General features: G+C 45.6%; 13 protein-coding genes. 10 read left to right on the forward strand and 3 right to left on the reverse strand.

The features are described 5' to 3' along the window. Positions 1-35 precede the first annotated feature (35 nt). Positions 36-413 carry a DUF308 domain-containing protein gene (locus OVA33_RS12480; protein WP_087920773.1) on the forward strand — a complete coding sequence of 126 codons (378 nt, stop codon included), beginning with the start codon at positions 36-38 and terminating at the stop codon, positions 411-413. A gap of 34 nt (positions 414-447) precedes the next feature. Here the strand turns inward: OVA33_RS12480 and ispG are convergent, their stop codons facing one another. From ispG to OVA33_RS12495, 3 genes are all read right to left on the reverse strand, one after another. Next, a complete protein-coding gene (gene ispG, locus OVA33_RS12485; RefSeq protein WP_170616544.1) occupies positions 448-1,566 on the reverse strand; it encodes a flavodoxin-dependent (E)-4-hydroxy-3-methylbut-2-enyl-diphosphate synthase in 1,119 nt (372 codons plus the stop codon). Between the two features lie 132 nt (positions 1,567-1,698). Beyond that, the gene (locus OVA33_RS12490) at positions 1,699-2,001 is read right to left on the reverse strand and encodes a LysM peptidoglycan-binding domain-containing protein (RefSeq protein WP_003153022.1); all 303 of its coding nucleotides are present in this window, start codon (positions 1,999-2,001) and stop codon (positions 1,699-1,701) included. A gap of 91 nt (positions 2,002-2,092) precedes the next feature. Continuing rightward, positions 2,093-2,857, reverse strand: a complete 765-nt coding sequence (locus OVA33_RS12495; RefSeq protein ID WP_017418158.1) for a DUF1189 domain-containing protein — start codon at positions 2,855-2,857, stop codon at positions 2,093-2,095. 158 nt (positions 2,858-3,015) lie between these two features. Here OVA33_RS12495 and OVA33_RS12500 point away from each other — a divergent pair, with 158 nt between their 5' ends. The 9 genes from OVA33_RS12500 (at position 3,016) to pstB (OVA33_RS12540) (ending at position 12,465) form a co-directional block, all read left to right on the forward strand. Continuing rightward, positions 3,016-3,498 carry a DUF456 domain-containing protein gene (locus OVA33_RS12500; protein WP_017418157.1) on the forward strand — a complete coding sequence of 161 codons (483 nt, stop codon included), beginning with the start codon at positions 3,016-3,018 and terminating at the stop codon, positions 3,496-3,498. Between the two features lie 166 nt (positions 3,499-3,664). Further along, on the forward strand, positions 3,665-4,270 hold the full coding sequence (gene sodA / locus OVA33_RS12505; RefSeq protein WP_003153025.1) for a superoxide dismutase SodA: 606 nt from the start codon (positions 3,665-3,667) through the stop codon (positions 4,268-4,270). A 117-nt stretch (positions 4,271-4,387) separates the two neighbouring features. Beyond that, positions 4,388-5,677 (forward strand): MFS transporter, encoded by a 1,290-nt coding sequence (locus OVA33_RS12510; RefSeq protein ID WP_014305429.1) that lies wholly within the window; start codon positions 4,388-4,390, stop codon positions 5,675-5,677. A gap of 101 nt (positions 5,678-5,778) precedes the next feature. Then, positions 5,779-7,926, forward strand: a complete 2,148-nt coding sequence (gene pbpA, locus OVA33_RS12515) for a penicillin-binding protein 2A (protein ID WP_017418156.1) — start codon at positions 5,779-5,781, stop codon at positions 7,924-7,926. A gap of 155 nt (positions 7,927-8,081) precedes the next feature. Continuing rightward, positions 8,082-8,984, forward strand: a complete 903-nt coding sequence (locus OVA33_RS12520; protein ID WP_017418155.1) for a phosphate ABC transporter substrate-binding protein — start codon at positions 8,082-8,084, stop codon at positions 8,982-8,984. A gap of 48 nt (positions 8,985-9,032) precedes the next feature. After that, positions 9,033-9,962 (forward strand): phosphate ABC transporter permease subunit PstC, encoded by a 930-nt coding sequence (gene pstC, locus OVA33_RS12525; RefSeq protein ID WP_007612605.1) that lies wholly within the window; start codon positions 9,033-9,035, stop codon positions 9,960-9,962. Then, the gene (pstA, locus tag OVA33_RS12530; protein WP_017418153.1) at positions 9,962-10,846 is read left to right on the forward strand and encodes a phosphate ABC transporter permease PstA; all 885 of its coding nucleotides are present in this window, start codon (positions 9,962-9,964) and stop codon (positions 10,844-10,846) included. Before pstC ends, pstA begins: the two co-directional genes overlap by 1 nt. Positions 10,847-10,864: 18 nt before the next feature. Beyond that, positions 10,865-11,671, forward strand: coding sequence for a phosphate ABC transporter ATP-binding protein PstB (gene pstB / locus OVA33_RS12535; RefSeq protein WP_017418152.1), 807 nt, complete (start codon positions 10,865-10,867; stop codon positions 11,669-11,671). 11 nt (positions 11,672-11,682) lie between these two features. Next, on the forward strand, positions 11,683-12,465 hold the full coding sequence (gene pstB / locus OVA33_RS12540) for a phosphate ABC transporter ATP-binding protein PstB (protein ID WP_017418151.1): 783 nt from the start codon (positions 11,683-11,685) through the stop codon (positions 12,463-12,465). The last annotated feature ends 16 nt before the right edge of the window (positions 12,466-12,481 follow it).

A 12,481-nucleotide genomic window follows, 5' to 3' on the forward strand; every position in this document is an offset into this window, starting at 1 on the left:
TAAAAAAGCTCCTTTCATAAAAGAAAAAGGGGGAATTGAAGGTGGCATACGATTACGAAAATCGAAAAGGCAACGACTACTATGTGGATCATGGATCGGAAGGAACCGATATCACACGTGATGTTTATTCAGAAGAAACAGCGGCTGAAATTTCAGAGCCATATCGTGCTTCTGACCGGGCAGCAGACCGTGATGATAACCGGGACGGAGTAAGTGAAGGCCGGGGGATAGGGTATGCAGCATTGGCTATTTCTATCATTTCCCTGTTTGTGCTCCCTGTTTTATTAGGGGCATGCGGCATTATCGTCGGCTATATCGCCAGAAGAAGAGGAGCAGGCGCTTTAGGCGGATGGGCGATGGGAATCGGTATTGTTTCCCTTGTGCTTGGCATCTTCATTACACCGTTTTTTTAACACAACGCAAAAAAAAAGCTTGGCGGAATATCCGTCAAGCTTTTTGTGTTTCTTGTTCTGCTTTTGCTTTTTCCGCTTCAAGCTTTGCGTAGTGTTCTTCTGCCAGCTTGTCGATTTCTTTTTTCAGCTCATCGACCATGGTTTCTTCAGGGACTTTGCGGACGATTTGGCCTTTGCGGAAAAGAAGGCCTTCGCCGCGCGCACCGGCAATCCCGATATCGGCTTCTCTTGCTTCACCCGGTCCGTTAACGGCGCATCCGAGAACGGCTACTTTAATCGGCGCTTTGACTTTAGAAATGTATTCTTCCACTTCATTTGCGATGCTGATAAGATCAATTTCGATCCGTCCGCATGTCGGGCATGAAATAAGCGTAGCCGCGTTTGAAGCAAGACCGAATGATTTCAGCAGTTCTCTGGCTACTTTTACTTCTTCAACCGGGTCGGCGCTCAGAGAGATCCGGAGCGTGTTTCCGATTCCTTTGCTTAAAATCGCTCCGAGTCCGGCCGCGCTTTTTACCGTTCCGGCAAACAGCGTGCCCGATTCTGTAATTCCGAGGTGGAGCGGATAATCAAATGCTTTTGACGCTTTTTCGTATGCTTCTATGGCTAGATTGACGTCAGACGCTTTCATGCTGACGATGATGTCATGAAAGTCAAGGTCTTCCAGGATTTTGATATGATGAAGCGCACTCTCAACCATTCCGTCAGCAGTCGGATAGCCGTATTTTTCTAAAATGCGTTTTTCCAAAGAACCCGCGTTTACGCCGATCCGGATCGGAATTCCTTTTTCTTTCGCCGCTTTTACGACGGCTTCCACTTTTTCGCGGCGGCCGATGTTACCCGGGTTGATTCTGATTTTGTCGGCGCCGCCCTCAATTGCTTTTAATGCAAGCTTGTAGTCAAAATGAATATCGACAACGAGAGGGATGGAAATTTGTTTTTTGATGTCGGCAATCGCGTTAGCGGCGCGTTCGTCCGGACATGCCACCCGGACAATTTGGCAGCCGGCTTCGGCTAAACGGTTGATTTCCGCAACTGTTGCTTCTACGTCGTGTGTTTTGGTCGTCGTCATACTCTGAATGACGACTTCGTTATTTCCGCCTATTGTTAAAGGTCCCACTTTGACGGGACGCGTTTTTGTACGATGTGTGATTTCACTCACTTGTCAATCGCTCCTTAATTGTAGTTACCGTTTTTGCAGGCTGAGCCTTTTACATGTCAGGCAACTTCTATTTACATGTTATATTGTAACAGTGTATTTGCCGAACTGACAAGAAATTAACGTTTAATTGCGGTAGACGGGGAATTTATAAGCGGTGCCTGCCTGAATGGCGTTTGCTTTTACATTCGGATTCAGCGCTTCAAAATCTTGTGCAATATCATCTGGCGCTTTATGTGCGCCGACTATCGACATCACCGTATCGCCTTTTTTGACCGTAACCGTTCTGTATGAAGCTTCCTGTTGGGCTGGCTGTGCCGCCGCTGCGTATGCTGGAAGGTCTTGAGAAGGGATCGTGCCGATTTTAAGATCGTAAAAGATAATGAATATCACAAATAAACTGCCGAATACAAAAGTAAGCCGCTTCATTCAAACCGCCTCCCGCATACATTTTTACTTCATTGTATGCTTGTCCCATTTTGTTCATGACAAAAAAGAAGACCGCCGGGGGCAGTCTTTGTTACACAGCTGTTTTTCTTCGCGGTATCTCTTTTAAGACGAGGAAAAGGATGATAAAGTTTACAAACCAATTCACTAAAAATTCACTCGGCACCGTAATAACAAGCGCGCGCATGATCGTAAAGAATATGGTCGAAAGTGTAATTGAATAAGCCGAAAGCTTCCAGAGCTGCTGGTAATTCAATGTCTTTCTTTGCGCATTTTTCAATATCAGGCCGATGACGGCGAGAAATGATACTTCAATGAATTTTCCGGCCGCTGTCATGATGAACAGCAGAACGGACAGGACGGTGACGATCATTGTTTTATTTTGGTTTAATGCTGATATGATTTCTTTTTTTGTGATATCGGCAGGCATCAGCGAATAATTCATTTCTGTCGCCTGTCCGTCTACAGCAAGCACCATTTTATTTTTCAAAATGCCGATCGCATTTTGTTTCGCCGCTATTTGTTTCGCGCGGTAAGCATCTGTGGGATCAAACACGATGACGAACCCGTTCGCTTCCGTTTCCTTAGAGGCGGATGCTTTCGTCTGCAATTCTCCGTTTGAAATGCTGAAATCAGGGAAATCTTTCTTTAACACGGTTTTGAAACCGTTCATTGAGTTTACGGTGCCGGAGCAAAGGTAATAAGCGCTTGGCAGCGTAAAAAGGACAGACAGCAAAAATACATAAAGGATCGCTTTTCCTATCCCCTGAAACCGTGTTTTTGCAATATCTGCCGGAGAGTATGTACTTTTCAATAAAGCCGTAAATATGTTCAACATCTTCACTTCCTAGCCTAAACTGGTATATGTTGCTTATTGTATCGTTCACAGGGGATGAACACAAGTGAGAGTATTTAAAGCGGTGATAAGGAATCATACATAATAAGATAAAGCGGGAAGCGGTGATCGCCCGCAAAACAAAGGAGGGTGTTTTTGTCATGAGTGTTTTGTATTGGCTGATTATCATTGCGGTCTTCGTCATTGCTTTTATCGGGCTTGTATATCCGGTGATTCCAAGCGTTATTTTTATTGTGGCCGGTTTTCTTCTCTACGGATTTTTGTTTTCCTTCAGTCCTTATTCTTACCTGTTTTGGCTCATTGAGGCGGTATTTGCGGCCGTTTTATTTGCAGCTGATTATGTGTCAAATTTACTTGGCGTTAAAAGGTACGGAGGAAGCAGGGCGGCAATCTGGGGAAGCACGATCGGATTGTTGATCGGGCCCTTCGTTATTCCTGTGGCAGGCATTATAATAGGCCCGTTTATCGGTGCTGTCTGCGCTGAGGTGTTTGTTCATCAAAAGGATATCAAGTCCGCGGCAAAAGTGGGGCTCGGCTCGTTAATCGGCTTTTTAACAAGCGTGGCGGCAAAAGGCGTCATTCAGCTCTTTATGATCGGATATTTCTTATGGACGGTGCTTTAGAAAGGTTTAATTTCGGCAGTGAACGGATAAAGTGTAATATGTCTGCTGGAATCGCCGGATTGTGAGCTTTTTCATTGATTACCATGCTTTCTTTTGTTACATTGAGATTAGAAAAGTTCGCGTTAAGCGGCATTTCAGTACATATATTTAAAGGAGGAAAAAAATTATGGCTTACAAACTTCCAGAATTGCCTTACGCTTATGATGCTTTAGAACCTCATATCGATAAGGAAACGATGACGATTCATCATACGAAGCACCATAACACATACGTGACAAACCTCAACAAAGCGATCGAAGGATCAGCGCTTGCAGAGAAATCTGTAGATGAGCTTGTTGCTGATTTGAACGCAGTGCCGGAGGACATCCGCACAGCTGTCCGCAACAATGGCGGCGGACATGCCAACCACTCTTTATTCTGGACTCTTTTATCTCCGAACGGCGGAGGCGAACCGACTGGTGAGCTTGCTGAAGAGATCAAAAGCACGTTCGGAAGCTTCGATCAATTTAAAGAAAAATTCGCCGCAGCAGCTGCCGGCCGTTTCGGTTCAGGCTGGGCTTGGCTTGTTGTAAACAACGGCAAACTTGAAATTACAAGCACGCCAAACCAAGATTCACCGCTTTCAGAGGGTAAAACGCCTGTCCTCGGTCTTGATGTTTGGGAGCATGCGTACTACCTGAACTACCAAAACCGCCGTCCTGATTACATTTCAGCTTTCTGGAATGTTGTGAACTGGGATGAAGTTGCCCGTCTTTACAGCGAAGCAAAATAAATAGTTCGATCAAACAAGGTCTCCCGCGGGAGGCCTTGTTTTTTTATTGACTTTGAATCCTTTTACATATCTCAGTTTGAGTGAGACAAACTAATGTGTAGTAAAGGGGAGTCAATGATGAGCAAAATAAAAAAAATTATCGGCGACATCGAAATAAATAAAGGGCTGCTGCTGTTATTGACGATTGGCGGCCTTTACTCATTGGGCATCGCGCTGTCAAATACATTTGTCAACGTGTATTTGTGGAAGCAGTCGGGAAAATTTATTGATTTGGCCATATACAATTTGTCGGTCGTAACGATGCAGCCGGTTACCTTTCTGCTGGCCGGCCGGCTGGCTAAAAAAATTGACAGGGTGTTTATTCTCAGGTTCGGCGTTATCTTTTTGGCTGCTTTTTATTTAAGTGTGCTGCTTGCCGGAGAAACTGCGGCTTCCCGTCTCGTTTTGATAGGGGCCGTTCTCGGAGTTGGATACGGCTTTTACTGGCTGGCTTTTAATGTGCTGACGTTCGAAATTACGGAACCGGAAACGAGAGATTTTTTTAACGGGTTTTTAGGCATTTTGTCTTCATCGGCGGGCATGATCGGTCCGATTGTGGCCGGATATGTCATTTCAAGACTTGAAAACAATACGGGTTATACAATCATTTTCAGCCTGTCGCTCGGTTTATTTGCCCTTGCCGTGGTCATGAGCTTTTTTCTGAAGCGGAGGGAGTCGAAAGGCCGGTTTATGCTGAAAAAAGTTTTTGATGAGCGCCATACGAATCTGAATTGGCGCCGGATTACCAACGCGCACTTTTTTCAAGGCTTGAGAGAAGGGATTTTTGTTTTTTTAATCAGCGTATTTGTATTCATTGCGACAAACAGTGAGCTGGCGCTCGGAACATTCGGTCTCGTCAATTCCGCGGTTTCTTTTTTTGCCTATTATTTTGCATCAAGGCTCATCAAAAAAAGAGCTCGGAAAAAGGCGATTCTTATCGGCGGATTGATCTTGTACGGCGCCCTGTTTCTCATCATTTTTAAAATGAGCTTCACGACGCTCCTTTTGTACGGAGTGTTTATTGCGATCGGCTATCCAGTTCTGCTCGTGCCGTATGTCTCGCTTACATATGATGTGATAGGCCGGGCGCGTCTTGCCAGAAAAGCCAGAATTGAATACATTGTGCTCAGGGAGTTATTTTTAAATGCGGGCCGGATCGTTTCCATCCTTTGTTTCCTTGTAATCGTTACATTATTCAAGGAAAAAGTGGGAATACCGGCGGCGCTCGTGCTGCTCGGAGCCGGCCATCCGCTGATTTATTACTTTATAAAAGACATCAGACTGGATACGGAAACTTCTGATGAAACAGTAGAAGAAGACCGACAAAAACAGGCTGCGGAACCGAATTTTATAAAAGGAGAAAGATAAAAGGGTTATCTGTAGAAAAATATCGAAAAAACCTTTAGAATGAAAAATGGCACCTGAACAGAAGGTGTCATTTCTTTCTGTAAATAAGAAAAGGTGATGTCATGAGGAGAAATAAAAAGAAAATAGCTGTAAACAAAGAAAAGAAAAAATCACTGCCGATCCGGCTTAATTTTTTGTTTTTGGTTGCGTTTCTTATTTTCACTTGGATTATCGTCGAGCTTGGCATCAAGCAGATCGTTCAGGGTGATGATTATAAAAACGCCGCTAATAAGCAAGAGGAGTCTGATGTCAGCACGGCGGTTCCGAGAGGGAAAATATACGACCGGAACCTAAATCCCATCGTAACGAATAAAGCATTAAATGCGATTACATATACACGTTCAGCCTCAACCACCCAGGCGCAGCGTTTAAAAATCGCAAAAAAACTGTCGGGTATGATTAAGGTAAGCACCAAAAAGGTGACTGAGCGGGATAAAAAAGACTATTGGATGTTAACGAGGCCTGATGAAGCGAAAAAACTGATTACGGCCGAAGAAAAGCAAAAAGCTGAAGACAAAAAACTGTCTGAAGATGATTTATATCAGCTTCAGCTGAAACGTATCACAGACAAACAGCTGAATGAGCTCACTTCAAAAGATATGCAGATCCTTGCGATCAAAAGGCAGATGGATTCAGGCTACTCACTGACGCCTCAATACATCAAAAATGAAGGGGTGTCGGCAAAAGAAATGGCCGTCGTCAGTGAACATTTAGATGAACTGCCGGGAGTTGACGTGACGTCTGACTGGGAACGGTCTTATCCTTATAAAAGCCTGATCCGGACATTGCTCGGCAGTGTATCCAGTGCGAACGAAGGTCTTCCTTCCAATCTGCTGGATCACTATCTGTCACTCGGCTACAGCCGGAATGACAGGGTCGGAAAAAGCTATTTAGAATATCAATATGAAAGCCTGCTGCAGGGTCAAAAAGAGAAAGTGCAGAACTTAACCGACTCATCCGGAAATGTCACGGGCAGCAAAGTGATTTCAAAAGGACAGGCCGGCAAAGACCTTGTTTTATCCATTGATATGGACCTGCAGAAATCCGTTGAAAAAATCATTGAGAAAAATTTAAGATCGGCAAAAGCGAGACCGAGCACGAAGCTTCTTGATCGGGCCTTCGTCGTCATGATGAACCCGAAAAACGGAGAAGTGCTGACGATGGCCGGCAAGCAGATTACGAATGACCATGGAAAGTACAAAATTAATGATTATGCCCTCGGCGCAATGACTTCCTCCTACGCAATGGGATCGGCGGTCAAAGGAGCGACGGTGTTGACCGGACTGCAGACGGGCGCGATTAATTTGAACACCGTTTTCCAGGATGAACCTATGTATTTCAAGGGAAGTAAAAACCCGAAAAAATCATGGACGAATTTAGGACCCGTAGATATCCAAAAAGCGCTTCAGGAATCATCAAACGTGTTCATGTTCAAAACGGCGATTGCTGTTGGTAAAGGGGAGTACAAAAAAGGCCAGTCCCTGCCGCTTGATATGAAGGCATTCGATACTTTCAGATACTACTTCAATCAGTTCGGACTCGGAGTTAAGACGGGGATTGATCTTCCGAATGAAGCAACCGGGTACCAAGGGACACAGCGAATTTCCGGGCTTCTGTTAGACTTTGCCATCGGACAGTATGATACGTTTACACCGCTGCAAATGGCGCAGTATGTATCAACGATCGCCAATGGAGGCTATCGTTTGAAACCTCAGCTTGTAAAAGAGGTCAGACAGCCTGATTCGAAAAAAGGAATCGGAGCCGTTGTAGAGTCTGTTCAGCCTCAAGTACTGAATAAGATTGATATGAATCATGCAGACATTAAAGAAGTGCAGGCAGGTTTCAGACGTGTCATGACAAAAGGGACAGCCGCAACTGATTTTGCGACGGCGACATACAATCCTGCCGGTAAAACGGGTACGGCGCAATCTTTCTATGACGGTCCTGACAAATCAGAGACAGGTGAAGGAACGTATAATACGACTCTTGTCGCGTATGCACCTGCTGATAATCCGGAAGTGGCTATTTCTGTAGTCGTTCCTTGGGCCTATATTAATTACAGCGATCGATATTCGATTACGAATGATATAGGAAGAGCAGCTCTGGACAAATACTTTGAGCTGAAAAAGAAACAAGAAGATAATAATACGAAGCAGAAAAACGAAGATAAAATTCAGGAAGACGCTGAAAACGGCAATACAAGCAACTAACAGAAAAACGCTCACAACCTGTGAGCGTTTTTTTTATACAAAAAAACATCCGGATTTACAAAACCTTAACACTTGATTTATACGCATTTTACAAGAACCCTTTACTCTATACGTGTAGGACAAATTACACATTAAATGCAGGGGGAATTCAGGAAATGAAAAAAAACAAATGGATGCTTATGCTTCTGATGGCTGCTGTTATGATTGTTGCTGCAGCATGCGGAAATGCAAAGGAAAGCGGCAAGACAGACAGTCAATCTGCAAGTGAGGATAAAAAAGCATCAGGTTCTTTAACAATTTCTGGTTCATCAGCCATGCAGCCGTTAGTACTGGCAGCGGCGGAAAAGTTTATGGAAAAACATCCGGATGCTGATGTGCAGGTGCAAGCGGGAGGTTCAGGAACAGGACTTTCGCAAGTGTCTGAAGAGGCAGTGCAAATCGGCAACTCAGATGTCTTTGCTGAAGAAAAAGAAGGCATTGATGCGAAAGCCCTAAAAGACCACCGAGTAGCGGTAGTGGCGATGGCGGCTGCGGTCAACCCCGGTGCGGGCGTAAAGGATATAACCAAAAAACAGCTGACAGACGTCTTTACAGGAAAAATTAAAAACTGGAAAGAGCTTGGCGGTAAAGATCAAAAAATTACACTCGTGAACCGTCCTGATTCATCTGGAACACGCGCTACGTTCGTCAAATATGCTCTTGACGGAGCAGAGCCTGCAGAGGGCATTACAGAGGATTCCTCCAATACAGTCAAAAAAATCATTGCGGAAACGCCGGGAGCAATCGGTTATCTGGCATTCTCTTATATAAACGATGACAAAGTAACGCCTTTATCGATCGGAGGCATCAAACCGGAAGAGAAAAACGTCGTCACAGGCGAGTATCCGATTTGGGCTTACGAGCACTCTTATACGAAAGGTGAAGCGTCAGGACTTACAAAAACGTTTCTTGACTATATGAACAGCGATGAAGTACAGAAAAGTATCGTAAAAGATCAAGGCTACATTCCGATCTCTGATATGAAAGTCACACGTGACGCAAACGGCAAGCAAAGCTGAGGGGAGGGCGGGCTCCCCGCCTCTTCTTCCTTATAGGAGTGTAAACAAATGATAAATCACAGAGAAAAAGAGTCTGTAAGCGAACGCTTAATAAGCTCAAAACAAAACAGGCAATTGGATGAAGTCCGCGGAAGGGTGATTGTGTCTGTGTGTGCCGCGATTATCATTGCGGCATCAGCGGCGATCACAATTTTTCTCGGCATAAAGGGGCTGCAATCTTTTTTTGTAAATGGTGTAAGCCCGATTGAGTTCTTAACAAGTCTGAATTGGAATCCAACCCAGGCAAAACCTGAGTTCGGCGCACTGCCTTTTATTTTCGGATCATTTGCGGTCACGGTTCTGTCCGCTCTGATCGCAGCGCCCCTCGGTATTGCGGGTGCCGTGTTTATGACGGAAATTGCGCCGACTTGGGGAAAAAAGGTGCTGCAGCCGGTAATTGAGCTGCTTGTCGGCATTCCGTCCGTCGTTTATGGATTCATAGGTCTTACAGTATTGGTTCCGTTTATCGGCTCTTTTAAATCAAGCGGAACGGGTCACAGCCTTCTGGCGGGGACGATCGTACTCTCGGTAATGATTCTGCCGACTGTTACATCGATTTCCGCTGATGCGCTAGCGTCACTTCCGAAACACCTTCGCGACGGTTCATATGCGCTTGGTGCGACGAGGTGGCAGACAATCAGAAAGGTGCTTATCCCGGCGGCGTTTCCGACATTGCTGACCGCTGTCGTGCTCGGGATGGCAAGAGCGTTCGGAGAAGCACTCGCCGTACAGATGGTTATCGGAAATACAAAGCTTCTGCCGGAAAGCCTGCTTGATACGGCGGGAACATTAACGACGATTATTACGTTAAACATGGGCCATACCACATACGGCAGTATTGAAAATAATACGTTATGGTCTATGGGGCTTGTTCTTCTCATCATGTCGTTTCTGTTTATATTGCTCATACGCTACTTGTCATCTAGGAGGAAAGTGTAATGAACCGGAAAATAACGGATAAATTGGCCACCGGTGTATTCGGGTTATGCGCCGCTGTAATCGCGGCGATTTTGGCAGGATTGTTTTTGTACATTCTTATTCACGGCGTCTCTGAAATCTCCTTGCATTTTCTTACGTCAAAATCAAGCGCCATTGCGTCAGGCGGCGGAATACGGGATCAGCTTTTTAACTCCTTTTACATTCTGTTTATCACCATGCTGATCACGATACCGCTTGGTGTGGGGGGCGGCGTCTTTATGGCTGAATATGCGCCCCGAAATAAAATCACCGATTTTATCAGAACGTGTATTGAGGTGCTGTCTTCGCTTCCGTCCATTGTCATCGGGATGTTCGGCATGCTGATGTTTGTCAACCTGACCGGATGGGGCTACACGATTATCGGAGGCGCGCTCGCATTAACGGTCTTTAACCTTCCCGTTATGGTCCGGGTGACAGAAGGCGCGCTCACTGCAGTCCCTAAGGAGCTGAAAGAAGCTTCTCTCGCTTTAGGCGTATCGAGATGGCATACCGTCAAAACGGTGCTGATTCCGAGTGCGATTCCTTCGATTTTAACCGGCGCCATTCTCGCATCAGGAAGAGTATTCGGAGAAGCGGCCGCATTGTTATTTACAGCGGGGCTGACAACGCCGCGGCTGAACTTTACGGATTTGAACCCGTTTTCTGAATCATCTCCTTTCAATATTTTCAGGCCGGCTGAGACGCTGGCGGTTCATATATGGAGTGTCAATACGCAGGGAATCATCCCTGACGCCGAAGCGATTGCAAACGGCGGCTCGGCGGTGCTGGTGATTTCGGTTCTCTTGTTTAACCTTTGTGCGAGATGGCTCGGGTCTGTCATTTATAAAAAGCTTACGGCAAATTAATCGGAAAGAGGCGAAAACATGATTGATCACATCATCAGGGAACAAGCGGAACAGACAAAGCGTTTGCCGGAGTCTTCGATTTTGGAAGTGAAGCATTTATCAATTTATTACGGTGACAAACAAGCGGTAAAAGACGTAAACATGAATATTGAAAAACATGCGGTGACGGCTCTGATCGGTCCGTCCGGCTGCGGGAAATCAACATTTTTGAGACAGATTAACAGAATGAACGATGCCATTGCTTCGGCAAGAAGCGAGGGAGAGATCCTTTATGAAGGGCTGAATATTTTGGGTGAAGCGATTAATGTCGTGTCTCTCAGACGGGAGATCGGTATGGTGTTTCAAAAACCGAATCCGTTCCCGAAATCCATTTACAATAACATCACACATGCGCTGAAGTATGCAGGGGAACGCAGGAAAGCCGTTTTGGATGATGCGGTCGAGGAAAGCTTAACGAAGGCGGCGCTTTGGGATGAAGTCAAAGACCGGCTTCATTCATCGGCTCTGTCGTTATCAGGCGGCCAGCAGCAGCGCCTTTGTATCGCCCGTACGCTTGCGATGAAACCTGCCGTGCTTCTTTTAGATGAACCGGCATCCGCTCTGGACCCTATTTCAAACGCCAGAATCGAGACGCTTTTGACAGAACTGAAAAAAGATTATTCGATTATTATCGTTACGCATAACATGCAGCAGGCGCTGAGGGTGTCTGACCGAACGGCTTTCTTTTTAAACGGGGAAGTGGTGGAATACGGGCAGACAGAACAAATTTTTACGAGTCCTAAAGCGCAAAAGACAGATGACTACATTAACGGAAAGTTCGGATAGGGGGAAGGACTGTGAGTCTTGTGAAGGAAGCGGTGCACACACAGAATTTATTTGATATTCACGGCATGAATGTATGGTACGGAGCCCATCAGGCTTTAAAAGACATTACGATCGGTTTTGAGGAGCGGAAGGTAACTGCGATCATCGGTCCGTCCGGCTGCGGGAAATCCACTTTTATTAAAACATTAAATTTAATGCTGCAAATGGCTCCGAATGTCAAAGTGACAGGCGACATGATCTATAACGGACGCAATCTGCTGAAGGAAAAGACGGATGCGGCAGAATTAAGAAAACAGATCGGTATGGTGTTTCAAAAAGGAAATCCGTTTCCGCAGTCAATATTTGAGAATGTCGTGTACGGTCCGAGAATTCACGGCGAAAAAAATAAAAAGAAACTCCTTGAAATCGCCGAGGAATCTTTAAAGGCAGCAGCGCTCTGGGATGAAGTGAAGGATCGCCTTCACCAGCAGGCGCTTTCACTGTCAGGCGGTCAGCAGCAGCGGCTGTGCATCGCAAGGGTGCTCGCCACCAAACCGGACGTCCTTCTGATGGATGAACCGACGTCCGCTCTTGATCCCGTGTCCACGCGGAAAATAGAAGAGCTGATTTTGACATTGAAAGAAAAGTATACAATCGTCATTGTGACTCATAACATGCAGCAGGCTGCGAGGGTCTCTGATCAAACCGCGTTTTTCTATATGGGCGAACTGGTGGAGTGGGGCGATACAGGCAAAATATTTTCTCAGCCGGATCATCAAAAAACACATGATTATATCACCGGAAAATTCGGATAAAAAAAAGGGCCCGGCC

The organism is Bacillus sp. KICET-1 (assembly GCF_027721405.1).
Taxonomy (GTDB): Bacteria; Bacillota; Bacilli; order Bacillales; family Bacillaceae; genus Bacillus; species Bacillus velezensis.